This window comes from Paenibacillus sp. P2(2022) (genome assembly GCF_029522175.1).
Taxonomy (GTDB): Bacteria; Bacillota; Bacilli; order Paenibacillales; family Paenibacillaceae; genus Paenibacillus; species Paenibacillus polymyxa.
The window spans coordinates 62550-76356 of record NZ_JAKWFI010000005.1; the positions used below are offsets into that span (position 1 = coordinate 62550).

Genomic DNA, 13807 nt, shown 5'->3' on the forward strand with positions numbered 1-13807 from the left:
CTTCTAAAGTAAGCTCATCGCTGCGGGGGGATCAGAATGAATAGAAAACCGCAATGGCACAGCAGACCGAACAGAAGGCGACGTGGCAGACGCAGGATGTGGCTCATTGTGGCATTGGCGCTGCTGGTAGGAATCGTACAGGTGGCCGCCTATGTGGAACAGCATTTGAAGCCACCCATGATGCATCTGGCTAAAGTGCGGGTCAAACAAATGGCGACAGAGGCTATTAATTCAGCAATTACTGCGCAGGTAGAGCAGGGGAAGACTGCTGATAATTTGATCGAATGGAGAACGGATACGCAAGGGAGAACCTCTGGATTTGTTCTAAATTATGCGGAGCATATGAGAATTACGTCAGACACGCTCAAAGCAGTCAAGGCAACGATGGACAGTATGAGTCATTTTGATGAAAGTGTTCCGATTGGTCAGGCATTGGGGAGTCCGCTACTGGCAGCTTATGGACCCAAGGTTCCCCTAAAAGTGGAGCCGCATGGAGCAATCAAGGTGGATTTAAATACACGTCAGCAGGATGCGGGCATAAACATGATCTTGGTGGAAGTGTACATTCGAATTACGACGGAAGTGTCTGTGGTTATACCGTTTGAAATGCAACCTCAGATTGTGGAGACGGAAATTCCGGTTTCTTATTTGCTGGTAGTGGGCAACGTCCCGATGTACTACTATGACAATCAGGGGAAACCAGTCGGCAAAAATGGTGCAACCGCTCCGCAGTTGGCACTGCCTTCCCATTCCATAGAGAGTAGCGGTGCTGTAGGTTCCAGCATAGAAAGTGTTCCAGAGATACAGGAAGACCCCAATTCCCTCAATCAGTCCCCAACGCCATAAACAAGAGGGGATGAGTGTGAGTTACTCAAAAAAACCAAAGGGACCTATGAGGAAGTCCCTTTGGTTTTTCCTGATTTGAGCGCTTTACGTTCACTCTGCTCCCACTGTCTTAATAGCGGATATGGATCAAAGGACCAGTCTGTCCAGCCATTGTCCCGGTATATACCATAGTGTAGATGTGGTGGGAATTTGCCTTGGGTACCCGGTTTCCCATAGCCCGAGCTTCCGACCCAGCCCACCGTCTGACCAGGCGTGACGATGTCTCCGTTATGAACGGTTTTATCAAAGCCGGAAAGGTGTGCATAGTAGTGATAGCGGTTGTTGAGATCACGAATACCGATTCGCCAGCCTCCGAAGGGGTTCCAGCCCTTCATTTCAACTACACCGTAGCAGGTGCTGCGAACCGGAACTCCGTAGCCAGCAAACAGGTCAGTCCCCTCGTGTATACGGTAGCCCCCCCAGCTGCGTCGGCTTCCCCAAGTGCTGCGGTAGCTATAAATGCTGCCTAGAGGCAGCGGAAAAGCTTGACTGACCAGATCAAGTTTGCCATACCTCTGATACAGCTTGGCAAACTGCTGAACTCTTTGAACCGAGCGGCTGTTATGGTAATATTCCCACATGGCAATACCAAATTCATCCTCGTTATTTCCATACTTTCCGAGATAAGAAGCGATGCTGAACAGCAAATCCTTGTCATTATTGCGGTCAGCGATTCCATCGCCTGAGCCGTCTTGTCCCAGCCCGGAAAATAGTTCAATGGAACGTGGATTTTGATCCTCGGCATCAGGGTTCAACAGACCGGACCATACCGGTCCCGTCACAAAAATACCTATGATCCGTTCCGCATGCTTGCGATCCTTGGGATGGGCCACCGTGAGTGTGCGTTCGTACTGGTCGATGGCAGCCAGTCTGTACCAAGGGACTCCTGTCAGGGCTTCAATGGAGTGATATAAGGCAAGTCTGGACGTATACGATGAAGACGAAGCATGTGAAGCATCCATATTTGTTGTCAGGTTATTTCCGGCTGACGAGGACTTTGTGTCCTCGGTAAAGGCGTGAGCAGGAAGCGGACAAGCCGTTGTCAGTGTAGTAGCGCACAACAGCAGCGATAACAGACGAACAGCGCGGACTGCCCGCATAGGGTAAGACACGTGAACCGACCTCCTATAAAAGGGCTTAAGCGCCCGGTAAATTCTTGGCCCGTATTTGCGTAATTAGGGCGCTTTTGATTAGATTGAGCCATATCCGCCGCTTTTATCCATCTCAAGAGTTTACTTTTTCCGGCATCAATGTCATATCAAAAAGGGAACAATGAATGGAGGTTTTTCCATGGCTTTCATGCTATAATGTATGGCAATGACAGCTTAAGCTTATCAGAAAGAAGGTCTATGCCATTGTCTAAAAAAGTGAAGGAAGCTAAACCCGATTGGATTCGTATTAAACTTACGACAGGCGATAACTATCAGGAAATCAAGAGCATGATGCGTTCCAAGACATTACATACCGTATGTGAGGAGGCACGATGCCCTAATATATATGAATGCTGGGCCAACAGGACAGCTACATTTATGATTTTGGGTGATATTTGTACGCGTGCGTGTCGTTTTTGCGCAGTAAATACGGGAATGCCTACGGAACTGGACTTGCAGGAGCCTGAACGCGTCGCAGAAGCGGCTGAGAACATGAATTTAAAACACTGTGTCGTAACCAGTGTGGCCCGCGATGATTTGAAAGACGGGGGCGCTACAATATTTGCAGAAACGGTTCGTGCGATTCGCCGCCGATTACCTTTTTGCAGTGTAGAAGTATTGATTCCCGACTTTATGGGCGACATTGAGTCGCTGCGAATCGTCATGGATGCCAAGCCAGATATTTTGAATCATAATATTGAAACGGTGGAACGCATGTCCGACAAGGTTCGGGCTAAAGCGAAATATCATCGCTCTCTGGAATTGCTTCAACGTGCAAAACAATTAAATCCGGATATCCCAACGAAATCAAGCATCATGTTAGGTGTCGGAGAAGAGTGGGACGAGATCTTACAAACCATGGATGATCTGCGCAAAGTCGATTGTGACATTATGACAATTGGTCAATACTTGCAGCCATCCGAGAAACATTTATACGTGCAAAAATATTATCCACCGGAAGATTTTGCGAAGTTAAAGGAAGAGGGATTACAGCGAGGATTCAGCCACGTCGAATCCGGTCCGATGGTCCGCAGCTCCTACCAAGCGCATGAGCAGGTGAAGTCGGCCGCTCAGCATAAGGAAGAAAGCGCCCTTTCGCAGGTTTGATCCGGGAAAGGCGGTCAGAATAGCTTGTTTCAAATTGGTGGTAAAAACTATGAAGTGTTGCAGGATCACAAGAACGGGTGGAATCCCGAAGCCTTTCGTGATCGATATAGTGAAGTGTTGGATCGCTATGATTATATTATTGGCGATTGGGGTTACAATCAGCTTCGTCTGAAGGGGTTTTATCGAGAAGGGCACCCCAAAGCCAATAAAGATACATCCATTGTGGTATTGGACGATTATATTAATGAATACTGCAATTTTGGCTGTGCCTATTTTGTGCTGCAAAAAAGCCGTGAAGTTGAAAATAAGAACGGTACCAGTGATGACTTCGTTCCTCCCGACATCCAGCAGTTGGTAGATGCTCAAAGGGAACAAGCGGAAATGTCAGAAACTGAAGAGCGCCAAGAAGGTTCGCAACCTTCAGCTGGACAAACGGAATGGCCGCAACCACAGCAGGATTCCGCAGCTACAGAGGAGTCGAGAGTGGAACAGCCTTCAGAAGCCCGCCAACCACGAGAGTTGCAACGTAGGGAACCGAAGGATGCGCAGGAAGCACGTGAACGACAGCCGCGTGAAGCTCGCGAAAGTCGCCCATCCAGAGAAGGACGTGAAGGAAATCGGCAGCGTGAAGCACGTGATTCGCGCCAGCCAAGGGAACCGCGTGAAGCAAAGGATGGGCGAAGTTCGGGGGAAGGGCAGCAAGCCCGGGAACCACGTAGGCAGCGCAATCCACAAGGAAACTTCGATAAAAAGGAATCGCGTGGGCCACGCTATGATCGCCAGCCAAAGGAAAATCGGGAGGGACGGCAAGTTCGTGTTTCGCGTGAACCCGAGGGCCAGCGTCAAAAAAATAAAACATTCACATCTCCACAACAAAACGGTTCCTGAATTTTCAGGAGCCGTTTTGTTTGTAAGTCCTCCACAACTGCCCATGTTATGATCAACTTTTTGCAAATTTTAAAATGGGACTAACGCTTCCTTCTGATCAATTAAAAAAAGAGCCAGGATTTGGCTCTTTTACAGATTCTAATTGAGGAAAGCGTTGCGTACCCGATCCCAAAATGGGAAAGGACGGTAACGAGCGAAGCTGATCTTCTGACTTGCAACCTGACATCGAACAGAGATCAAGTCATCCACAGGAAAGTTCAGGTGATCTACAGTCAGTAAAAGACGCTGATCTTTCCGTGAAAAAATATCACAATGATGATGTTTTGGCAGTAGCAGGGGGGATCCCAATGTCCGGTACACACGGTTATTAATGGAAGCGATCTCAGTCAACTGTAATGCTTCAATGGTAGGGTGAACCATAGCTCCGCCAAGTGCTTTATTATAGGCGGTTGTTCCTGAAGGTGTAGAAACACATATACCATCACCACGGAACATCTCAAAGGTGATATCGTTAATATCTACTTGGGCAACGACCGTGCCATCTACCCCTTTTAATGTAAACTCATTTAAGGCAATAAAAGAAGCATTGCCTGACTTCTTGTGAATTTCCAACTCAATCAGTGGATACTTAACGATTCTCGGGTTAAGCGGTCCCTTAGATCCGCTTTGGCTCATCAGGTGGATTAGCTCCTCCAGCTCGTCCGCACGCCAATCCGCGTAAAAGCCCAGATGACCGGTATGTACACCAACAAAGGCAATATCCGGAATGCGGTCAATGAAGGTATGAAACGCATGAAGCATCGTACCATCGCCTCCAATAGACACGACGATTTCCGGCGATTCGGCATCCAGCTTGAAATTCTTTTCTTGGGCAAGACGGTGAAATTGCTGACTCAAGTCCATGGAGTGCTGATCCCCGCGATCCAGAACATAATATCTCAAGATGAAAAGCTCCTTTGTCATGGGTATATATCGATCATAATCAATTATGAGCAAGAACACAATCGTTCATTGCCGGTGTGTTCCTTTCAATCGTATGAATAAGCGACTTGTACCCACGCTTAACCAGGAGAGAGCAAGCATTCCGGCCAGTATGCAGGCAAGAAGCAGCAGACTTTGCAGCAGCATAGCGGACGAGAAGCCAGGGGACCATGCGATATCGTGGACCGGAGAAAAGACTGGAGAGCTTCCCTGCCCCATTAATGGGCGCCATAATACGAGAGCTAGCAATGCAGAGATGATCCCGTGCGCAGCCCGGGCCAGCAAAAATGGCATATAGCGGAGATTTGTCATATTTAAAATACTTGCAACCTGTGCATGGACGGATAGCCCGCCCCAGGAGAGAACAAAAGCTGCTGCGGCTACCTTGAACGGTAATGCCGCTGCTGCGGCTTCACCCGCAGCTTGCGCACCTAAAGTGACTTCAAAAATACCACCTACGATGGACTCTGTTAATGTAGGAGGAAGACCACAGGCAGACAATAGGCTAGCCGTAAGCAGATGAAGCCCGCTCATTAAGCCGGAGTTCGTCAAAGCTTCTAAAATGACGCAGAAGAATACAACTAGCCCTCCTACGACAATAATAAGGCGTAGGGAGGAAGCAATCGCCTGACGAAGCAACTCACCCAATGGACGGCCATCTTCCAAACGTGCTGTATGCATGGCACATAACGCTTGGCGCAGTGGCCCAGGCTGTTTATTGCGACCTGTTGTTAATGTGTTAGCAGACTTCGACCAGGCTTTTTGAGGAGGTTGAGAGCGTTCGCTGCGAATATCGTTTTTTTCTGAACGGGAACCATGGAAGCGCATGAGTAGTCCGATGATGAGAACGCCACCGTAATGAGCCGCTCCCAGGACGAGTGCAATTTCGGGTTGATGGAAGAAGCCAACAGAAACTGCACCAATCAGAAATATCGGATCAGAGGAAGTCGTAAACGCGACCAAACGTTCACCTTCAATGCGAGTGATCCATTTTTGTTCCCACAACTTAGCGGTTAATTTGGCCCCTATAGGGTAGCCGGATGCACAACTGACCGCCGCGACAAACCCCCCGCACCCAGGTACACGGAATAGAGGCTGCATCAGTGGGTCCAGTAGCGCACCTATGAAATGGACAATTCCAAAGCCGAGAAGAAGCTCGGAAATAACGAAAAATGGGAATAGGGACGGGAACAGCACATCCCACCAGATGGCAAGACCGCGAAGCCCGGCATTCAAAGAAGATTGCGGATACGCGGCCATCAGTATGAATAGGAATAACAGCATAAGGATGAGCAAAGGAAGCGAGAAACGGCGGTACAGCGACATAGAGGCCCCTCCTTTGGAGTTGTACTATTATACCTATGTCGAGGATGGACAAAGAGTACAAAAAAGTAAAGAAAACGATTACATGGAATGCTGTTTTTTTGTAAAGAGTATGTTAAAATAAGAAAACAACGATTCCATAACCTTAAGGATGGAGTGATCAGGATGAGTATCGTTGCCGGTCTGTTTGTATGTGCTTTTGTGTATGTCATTCGTGCCTCTCTCGTCCATCCCGGTGAAGAGGATTGGCGGAGTTATTAGTGGTATTCATGGAATGACGAAGCGATGTGCAGTGAAGCAAACCTCTTCATATGTTAAATTGATAAAATGACGCTTATTTTTAGCGTCATTTTTTGTTTTTTGTTATAATACGAGTGTATATTTATTACCATAGCACAGAAAGTTGGAGGAAAAGTGAATCCTAGCCTGAGCATTTATGACAACCTTGGGGGTGCGGAAGGTATTCGTGCTATTATTGAGGCCTTCTACCCGAGAGTTTATAAAGATCCGTTGTTAAGTCCCCTGTTTCCTAAAGACATGGAGCCGGTAAAGGAAAAGCAGTTTATGTTCCTGAGCCAGTTTTTTGGAGGGCCGTCCCTCTTTTCTGATGCATATGGTCATCCGATGTTACGTGCCAGACATATGAAGTTCCCCGTGACGGAGGAGCGAGCAGAGGCATGGTTGTCTTGTATGGCAGATGCGTTAACGGATACGGGAATTGAGGAGCCGCTTCGTTCCATCATACTTAGTCGTTTGTCCGGTCCTGCGCATCATTTTGTAAATACCCCGTAAGCTTTCGGGGATTGCCGAATTTTGGAGAGGGTTGTAAAAACATTGGAACTTGAACCGTTATATCAGATCAAAATCGTCTGTCCGCAATGCGAACAAGAATTTCAGACATCCCGTGTCAGACCAAGCCTAAAGAAGGCTATTCGTACCGATTCAGATTTTTGCGCTTATTATAAGAACGAAAATCCCGATTTTTATGTCGTACGGGTCTGTCCTCATTGTGGATTTACTTCGACAGAGCACTCTACCGTTCAGTTAAGCGATCAGCAAACCAAGCTATTTAAGGATAAAATCGGTAATCGCTGGCAGCCTCGCGAATATGGCGGGCATCGTAGCTGGGAAGAGGCGTTAGAAACGTACAAGTTGGGTTTACTCTGTGCACAGGTCATCGGAGAAAAGGAACGCGTAGTAGCCAGTCTATTGCAGCATATTGCATGGATGTACAGATACCAGGGGAATGAGGAGCAGGAGCTTCGCTTTCTCAAATTTAGTTTGGATTCCTATGTTCGAGTCTATGAGCTGGAGGGCGTTGGTGCGAATAATGCCAAACTGCTTTATCTGATTGGTGAACTGCATCGACGTACGGGTAACTTTAACGAAGCAGTGCGCTGGTTTTCGCGTGTCATTAATGATAAGAAAATTATGGATGCAGCGATGATTAGAGCTTCTCGTGAACAGTGGTCTGTCCTGCGTGAACAAATGCTGGCAAAAAACTTCCAGCTACCTGAGGAAATGCAGAACGCAAGCTCCTCTTGAAGAAATAAAGGTGTGCACTATGACCAATTTAGGCTCATGGTTCACACCTTGTTTGTAAAACGAGTTATCTTGCAACTGCCTCATGAATTAATGATGGCGCAACGTGGTATCTGACAGCAAATAATCGTCGTCACAATCCACCAAAGTAACCTTGTTATGGCAGCATGGAAACACAAGCAGCTTTTTCATGCCTTCATGAATGAGCTTAAGCTCTTTGGGCTTCAGGGGCAGCAAGACGTTATCATGGTTGCAAAACGGACAAGACTGTACATAAACATCTCCCATGACAATGTCATAAGGCCAGGTTTTATCAAAAGGAATCATGATTTGTCCGATTCTCCGCCGTTCGAGCCAGCGGCTTCTTCTTTAGCTAGTTCGGCCAGCTTTTGCATCAAAATGTGCTGGGGTGTATGCATAAGGTGTTCCAGCGGAATGCCGAGTTTTTCGGATAATTTCACAGCCGTTTCCGGCGAAATTTGTAAGGGTCTCATCCTGTTTTCCTCCTAATTGTAGTGATTGTACCATCACGATGTAGCTTTATTGTATATGAAACCACATGAATTCGCCAAAAAAGAAAGGTGGAACTATTATGAAAACACCGTTAAAGCAAACATGGGATCTGGAATCTATTTTTAGCGGAGGCTCTTCCTCTGCCTCATTTCATGCATTTTTGGAAGAACTGGAGAGCAAGGTCCAACAGCTGCAATCCCAGCTTAAAGTAGCCAAAGTGCCACAAACGGTGTTGGATACCGAGCGTCTGGATAGTGTTCTGAATAGCATACAGGAGCTGTTTAATGGAGCATCGCAGGCAGGTTCTTTTGTATCTTGTTTAACTGCTCAAAATCAGCATGACAAGCTGGCTGTTCAACTGGGGGCGCGTGTCAATTCGTTGTATGCCCAAGACAAAAGTGCTTTAGTCGCTTTCCAGAACTTGCTGGCACAAACCAGTGAAGACATTTGGCAGAAGTGGATGGAGCGCGAAGCGATCAAGCCGATTTCCTTTGTCCTAACTGAATACCGGAACGAAGCGCGCGAAAAAATGGCTCCTGAGCTGGAGAGCCTTGCATTGGATTTGGCAGTGGATGGTTACCATGGCTGGGGTGATTTTTATGATACCATTGTCAAAAATATGACGATCCCGGTGCCTGAAAATGGTGAAATTGTACACCTGTCTGTAGGTCAGGCAGCGAATAAACTGGATGAAGCAGATCGCAGCGTACGTAAAGACGTATTTGCACGTTGGGAAGAGGCATGGACTCAGGTAGAGGACTACTGTGCCGATACGCTGAATCATCTGGCAGGCTTCCGCCTCAAGCTATATGAAAACCGAGGCTGGACTGACGTGCTTAAGGAACCGCTGGAAATCAGTCGTATGTCAGCCCAAACGTTGGATACGATGTGGCAGGTGATTAATGAAACAAAGCCTATTGTAGTCAAGTACCTGGAGCGGAAAGCCAAGCTGCTAGGCTTAGAAAAACTGTCCTGGCATGACATTGAAGCTCCGCTGGGAACATCGACCACTAAAATCCCTTACGACGATGCAGCCGCAACGATTGTTGAGCAATTTGGTAAATTTAGTTCGAGAATGGCCGACTTTGCCCAGATGGCTTTTGAGAAAAGCTGGATCGAAGCAGAGGATCGTCCAGGCAAGCGTCCGGGCGGGTTTTGTACATCTCTGCGTCTAAGCAAAGAAACCCGTATTTTTATGACCTATGCCGGATCACCATCCAACGTTTCGACACTGGCCCATGAGCTAGGACACGGTTATCATCAACATGTGATGAATGAATTGCATCCATTGAATCAAAATTATGCTATGAACGTGGCTGAGACAGCATCGACGCTGGCAGAACTGATTGTATCAGATGCTTTGCTGGAAGCTGCTGAGGGTCAGGAGAAGGTAGCTTTGCTGGAGGATAAAATTCAGCGTGGTGTAGCCTTCTTTATGAACATTCATGCCCGTTTCCTGTTTGAAACCCGTTTTTACGAGCTGCGGAAAAAAGGTGTTGTAGGAGCACAGCAATTAAGCGAGTTGATGGAAGAAGCGCAGCGTGAAGCGTTTTGTGGGGTTCTGGATGAGGCTCATCCTCATTTTTGGGCTTCCAAGCTGCACTTCTATATTACGGAAACTCCTTTCTACAACTTCCCATACACTTTCGGGTATATGTTCAGTGCAGGGATTTACGCTTTTGCGAAGGAAAATCCGGATGGCTTTGCCGACCAATATGATGCTTTGCTGCGTGATACAGGTCGCATGACAGTAGAAGAACTGGCCTCCAAGCACTTGGGGACCGATTTAACACAGGCTGACTTCTGGCGTAACGCCGCACAAGTTACTGTTCAGGATATTGAGCAATTTTTGCAAATGACAAAATAACCGAGTTACATTTTAGAAGGTCTCCCGTAAGGGGGGCCTTTTTTGTAATTTTTGCAGAGGATGATGAATAAAGTCGCAAAATGTCGAAGTGCAATTGATGCTACCTGTTAGCGAAATTTAAAATGATGGGTATACTTAGAAAATAGTTATAAATACCCAATTATGTTGAATTTGATTGTAAGCTTAAAAACCTTCGCATATAATTGAGCCGTAAGACCTATTAAATATTTTCATATAAGGTATATAGGAGGGTTTTTGATGAATGAAGTAGGTCAATTGTCGTTGGTGAGGCAGATGGATATTGTTTTTAAAGAATTGGATAATGAATTGGCGGGTTTATCGTCAGGGATCGTATTTGTACAAATACGGAACAATGTGGTTGGTAAATTTGGGATTCGGCATAATCCAATTGCAGGCAAAGGTGGCACATTTGCAGCAGTAGAACCAGGCTTATCTGTAGAGCATCGGGACCATTTTCGGCGTATGGCCCTGGAAACGCTAAATCACAAGCGTAGCTGGACTCATGGTGAGATTGCTTTCGATTTTGCCATCAGACAAGGAACAATCTTGGTAGATGCAACATTAGAGTCTAACTACAACATGGCGAATCTCATGATCCGCTATAACAAGCCTACATATCGCGCGGCTAAATCTGAATAACCATCGACATTAAAAGAGCAAAGAAAAGCGGCCTTCCGAAGGAAGACCGCCTTTGTTATATACCCGTTATAACGCATTTTGGTAAATTACGATAACGGAATGCTCATGTGGAATAATGACGCTTATTGACCTGAACGACCTGATAATTGCTGTTCGGCCAGCTGTACTAAGCGTTTAGTGATATAGCCTCCCAGAGACCCAGCTTCACGGGACGGCATATCACCATAGTAACCGTCTGCCGGAATGGTGATGCCCAGTTCTTGCGCAGCTTCATATTTCAATTGTTGCAATGCGTTGTTGGCTTGAGGAACGACCAGAGTATTGCTACGACGTCCTCTGCCTTGATTGGCTTCATACATGTGTAGTCACCTCCTTCGGCTGTGATGAGGTTAGTATGCGACAGAGTTATGAAAATATGCGCCGAAGGAAGAAAAGCGACTATAGGGAAATTAAGGATATATGATATGAATCTGAGTTTTGAGGTCGATGGATTGTTGAGGCTCCAGACGAATCAGCCCACCATCTCCGACTGGGTCAGGAAAATTGGGAGCATCAGATAGCCAGGTATAAGGCTCAATGCAAAGATACTGATCGCATTCCCCTTTGGTATATAGTACCCAATACTTAAAGTATTGCTCATCTGCGGTGTAGCGGATTTGATAGCCATCATCACGAGTCAAAACAGCTTCAGCAGGGCCTTCCGCTGCTCGCAGCACAGTATCCAAATTTGTTCCTTTCAAAGATAAACCTGAGGAGAGCTGTTCCAAATGATCTAAAGAAGTAATGACACCTGTAGGCAGCTGCTCAGCATCCTGTTCATATACTCCATTCACCGGTAGCTTCAGGCGCCAGCGCTGAGGTTCTCCATCCACCATAAACCAAGTGTGGTATCCCAAGCCGAATGGGGCTGTTTTTTCACCTAGATTAGTGACGCGCAGCGTTTGGCTTAATACAGTTCCCTGCAAACGATATGTCATTTCCAGCCGCAAAGGAATGGGGTATTGTTCCATCCAGTGCGGATCACTTTCTGTCAGAAACTCGGTTGTTACGCTGCAACCTTCTTCATCCTCTTCAATATCGCTGCAACGCCAGGATTGATTACGGTGCAGACCGTGTATATGATTGTCGTTGGCTGTATTACGGTCAAACTGATATGGGACGCCGTCAAACTCAAATTGTCCTTTGCGAATTCGGCCAGGAGGAATCAAAATAGGTAAGCCAAAATGATATGGCTTTTGTAAATAAAATGCCAATTCTTCCTCGCCAGGTCGACGTACGATATCCCGGTTCAGCTTCAGATCACGCACGGAGATAATATTATTCCCCAGACGAGGGATCATTGTAACTTCCAATTCACCACTATGTAAAACATACGTGTCGTAACCGTTCCAGTGTTCTTTGGTCACTTGTTTCATATTCATGCTCCTTTGTCCACTATAATCGGTTGAAGCTTCGTGTCATTATGATAACAGATTTTTGGTCATATGGCACAATCGTCATTTGACAATAACAGTAAGCGGAATTATCATTAATGTAGCTTAGAAAGAAATGACATGGATAACACGATGATGAGGACAAGTAAGCTTTTGCATAAGCTCTTCAGAAAGCCGGTGGTGGATGAGAATCGGCGAGCCTGCACTGCTGAATGGACCTTGGAGTGCCGTACAGAACAGGATTTTACTTTCCTCAGTATGACGGCCGATTGCTCCTCGTTAACGGAGCTTCAAGATTGCAGCGGCCACGGAGGATAGCTCCGACAACTCATAGGCTGACAGCAATGAATAAGGGTGGTACCACGGTCTCGCGTCCCTTGAGGATGCGGGGCCTTTTTGCGTTCTAAAATATTGAAATAATCGGAGGAGGAAGAATATGAAAACCGTACTTTCAGGTATTCAGCCTAGTGGACAACTTACTTTGGGTAATTACATCGGCGCAATGAAAAACTTTGTCAAATTGCAAGAGGATCATCAATGTTACTTTATGGTCGTAGACCTTCATGCGATTACTGTACCGCAGGAACCAGCTCAATTACGTGAGCAGTCGGAGGCGGTAGCGGCATTATTTATCGCAGCGGGTATTAACCCAGAGAAATCCAATGTCTTTTTACAATCCCATGTTCCACAGCACGCTGAGCTGGGATGGTTGATGACAACACTGACGAATATGGGCGAGCTGGAGCGTATGACTCAGTTTAAGGACAAAGCCGCTGGCAAGGATTCCGTAGGAGCAGGGCTGTTCGTATATCCGTCATTGATGGCAGCTGACATTTTGCTCTACAATGCGGACCTTGTCCCAGTAGGCGACGACCAAAAACAGCATCTGGAGCTGACACGTGATTTAGCGGGCCGCTTTAATCACCGTTATGGAGATTATTTTACTGTTCCGGAGCCGTATATCCCTGAAGTAGGGGCGAGAATTATGTCCCTGGATGATGCATCCAAGAAAATGAGTAAGAGTAATCCGAATGCAGGCAGTTTTATTGCACTGCTTGACGATCCAAAAGTCATACGCAAAAAAATCAGCCGCGCTACTACCGATTCGGGCAGTGAGGTTAGATATGATCCAGCCAATAAACCGGAAATTAGTAATCTGATGGGCATTTACAGCCAGTGTTCCGGTTTGTCGCTCCAAGAAGTGCAGGATCGCTATGAAGGTCAAATGTACGGGACATTTAAAAAAGAACTGGCAGAGACGGTTGTAGCTATGCTTGAACCGATTCAGCAGCGCTATCGCGATATCCGGGAATCCGGTGAAATTGGGCATATTTTGGCCCAATCCGCAGAGCGTGCTCAAGAAGCTGCTGAAGTCACGCTGTCTGCGGTCAAAGAGCGCATGGGCTTTTTGCCACGTCTACGCTAGAGCCAATTGAAGACAGACAGATGGGGTCTTC

At 46.7% G+C, this 13807-nt stretch carries 15 protein-coding genes and 1 other annotated feature; of the genes, 8 read left to right on the forward strand and 7 right to left on the reverse strand.

Annotated elements, in window-relative coordinates:
* Positions 1-96 precede the first annotated feature (96 nt).
* Positions 97-846 (forward strand): sporulation protein YunB, encoded by a 750-nt coding sequence (gene yunB / locus MMB75_RS17220; protein ID WP_017427260.1) that lies wholly within the window; start codon positions 97-99, stop codon positions 844-846.
* A gap of 44 nt (positions 847-890) precedes the next feature.
* Here the strand turns inward: yunB and MMB75_RS17225 are convergent, their stop codons facing one another.
* Positions 891-1997, reverse strand: coding sequence for a M23 family metallopeptidase (locus MMB75_RS17225; RefSeq protein WP_277509285.1), 1107 nt, complete (start codon positions 1995-1997; stop codon positions 891-893).
* A 243-nt stretch (positions 1998-2240) separates the two neighbouring features.
* Between MMB75_RS17225 and lipA the strand changes: the two genes are divergently transcribed.
* Positions 2241-3143: a lipoyl synthase gene (lipA, locus tag MMB75_RS17230; protein ID WP_016819978.1), complete on the forward strand. Its 903-nt coding sequence runs from the start codon at positions 2241-2243 to the stop codon at positions 3141-3143.
* 24 nt (positions 3144-3167) lie between these two features.
* Positions 3168-4031, forward strand: coding sequence for a YutD family protein (locus MMB75_RS17235; protein ID WP_016819979.1), 864 nt, complete (start codon positions 3168-3170; stop codon positions 4029-4031).
* Positions 4032-4169: 138 nt separating this feature from the next.
* Here the strand turns inward: MMB75_RS17235 and MMB75_RS17240 are convergent, their stop codons facing one another.
* Together MMB75_RS17240 and ylbJ are read right to left on the reverse strand one after the other, a co-directional pair.
* On the reverse strand, positions 4170-4973 hold the full coding sequence (locus MMB75_RS17240) for an NAD kinase (RefSeq protein ID WP_017427262.1): 804 nt from the start codon (positions 4971-4973) through the stop codon (positions 4170-4172).
* A 66-nt stretch (positions 4974-5039) separates the two neighbouring features.
* Positions 5040-6338 carry a sporulation integral membrane protein YlbJ gene (ylbJ, locus tag MMB75_RS17245; RefSeq protein WP_016819981.1) on the reverse strand — a complete coding sequence of 433 codons (1299 nt, stop codon included), beginning with the start codon at positions 6336-6338 and terminating at the stop codon, positions 5040-5042.
* A 411-nt stretch (positions 6339-6749) separates the two neighbouring features.
* On the opposite strand from ylbJ, the gene MMB75_RS17250 reads away from it, so the two are divergent.
* Both MMB75_RS17250 and MMB75_RS17255 read left to right on the forward strand, forming a co-directional pair.
* Positions 6750-7127 carry a globin domain-containing protein gene (locus MMB75_RS17250; RefSeq protein WP_013372940.1) on the forward strand — a complete coding sequence of 126 codons (378 nt, stop codon included), beginning with the start codon at positions 6750-6752 and terminating at the stop codon, positions 7125-7127.
* A gap of 42 nt (positions 7128-7169) precedes the next feature.
* The gene (locus tag MMB75_RS17255; protein WP_017427265.1) at positions 7170-7880 is read left to right on the forward strand and encodes a DUF2225 domain-containing protein; all 711 of its coding nucleotides are present in this window, start codon (positions 7170-7172) and stop codon (positions 7878-7880) included.
* A gap of 87 nt (positions 7881-7967) precedes the next feature.
* Here the strand turns inward: MMB75_RS17255 and MMB75_RS17260 are convergent, their stop codons facing one another.
* Positions 7968-8204, reverse strand: a complete 237-nt coding sequence (locus tag MMB75_RS17260) for a hypothetical protein (protein WP_013372938.1) — start codon at positions 8202-8204, stop codon at positions 7968-7970.
* Positions 8201-8371 (reverse strand): YycC family protein, encoded by a 171-nt coding sequence (locus tag MMB75_RS17265; RefSeq protein WP_016819983.1) that lies wholly within the window; start codon positions 8369-8371, stop codon positions 8201-8203. The genes MMB75_RS17260 and MMB75_RS17265 overlap by 4 nt, the downstream gene beginning before the upstream one ends.
* A gap of 98 nt (positions 8372-8469) precedes the next feature.
* Here MMB75_RS17265 and MMB75_RS17270 point away from each other — a divergent pair, with 98 nt between their 5' ends.
* Both MMB75_RS17270 and MMB75_RS17275 read left to right on the forward strand, forming a co-directional pair.
* Positions 8470-10257 (forward strand): M3 family oligoendopeptidase, encoded by a 1788-nt coding sequence (locus MMB75_RS17270; protein ID WP_277376086.1) that lies wholly within the window; start codon positions 8470-8472, stop codon positions 10255-10257.
* A 258-nt stretch (positions 10258-10515) separates the two neighbouring features.
* Positions 10516-10917 (forward strand): O-methyltransferase, encoded by a 402-nt coding sequence (locus MMB75_RS17275; RefSeq protein WP_103042576.1) that lies wholly within the window; start codon positions 10516-10518, stop codon positions 10915-10917.
* Between the two features lie 122 nt (positions 10918-11039).
* On the opposite strand, the gene MMB75_RS17280 is transcribed toward MMB75_RS17275, so the two are convergent.
* Together MMB75_RS17280 and MMB75_RS17285 are read right to left on the reverse strand one after the other, a co-directional pair.
* Positions 11040-11276, reverse strand: coding sequence for an alpha/beta-type small acid-soluble spore protein (locus MMB75_RS17280; RefSeq protein WP_013372934.1), 237 nt, complete (start codon positions 11274-11276; stop codon positions 11040-11042).
* A 90-nt stretch (positions 11277-11366) separates the two neighbouring features.
* Positions 11367-12332, reverse strand: coding sequence for an aldose 1-epimerase (locus tag MMB75_RS17285; protein WP_017427268.1), 966 nt, complete (start codon positions 12330-12332; stop codon positions 11367-11369).
* A 141-nt stretch (positions 12333-12473) separates the two neighbouring features.
* Positions 12474-12731 (forward strand) — a binding site (T-box leader).
* A 55-nt stretch (positions 12732-12786) separates the two neighbouring features.
* Here MMB75_RS17285 and trpS point away from each other — a divergent pair.
* Complete coding sequence (gene trpS / locus MMB75_RS17290; RefSeq protein WP_016819987.1) at positions 12787-13776, forward strand: tryptophan--tRNA ligase; 990 nt, start codon at positions 12787-12789, stop codon at positions 13774-13776.
* Positions 13777-13807: the final 31 nt, after the last annotated feature.

What these genes read in the sequence shown, in the direction of transcription:
- MMB75_RS17260 (WP_013372938.1), bottom strand. Translation starts at nt 8,204, where the DNA reads ATGATTCCTTTTGATAAAACCTGGCCTTATGACATTGTCATGGGAGAT.
- MMB75_RS17285 (WP_017427268.1), bottom strand. Translation starts at nt 12,332, where the DNA reads ATGAAACAAGTGACCAAAGAACACTGGAACGGTTACGACACGTATGTT.
- MMB75_RS17270 (WP_277376086.1), top strand. Translation starts at nt 8,470, where the DNA reads ATGAAAACACCGTTAAAGCAAACATGGGATCTGGAATCTATTTTTAGC.
- ylbJ (WP_016819981.1), bottom strand. Translation starts at nt 6,338, where the DNA reads ATGTCGCTGTACCGCCGTTTCTCGCTTCCTTTGCTCATCCTTATGCTG.
- yunB (WP_017427260.1), top strand. Translation starts at nt 97, where the DNA reads ATGTGGCTCATTGTGGCATTGGCGCTGCTGGTAGGAATCGTACAGGTG.
- MMB75_RS17275 (WP_103042576.1), top strand. Translation starts at nt 10,516, where the DNA reads ATGAATGAAGTAGGTCAATTGTCGTTGGTGAGGCAGATGGATATTGTT.
- MMB75_RS17280 (WP_013372934.1), bottom strand. Translation starts at nt 11,276, where the DNA reads ATGTATGAAGCCAATCAAGGCAGAGGACGTCGTAGCAATACTCTGGTC.
- MMB75_RS17265 (WP_016819983.1), bottom strand. Translation starts at nt 8,371, where the DNA reads ATGAGACCCTTACAAATTTCGCCGGAAACGGCTGTGAAATTATCCGAA.
- trpS (WP_016819987.1), top strand. Translation starts at nt 12,787, where the DNA reads ATGAAAACCGTACTTTCAGGTATTCAGCCTAGTGGACAACTTACTTTG.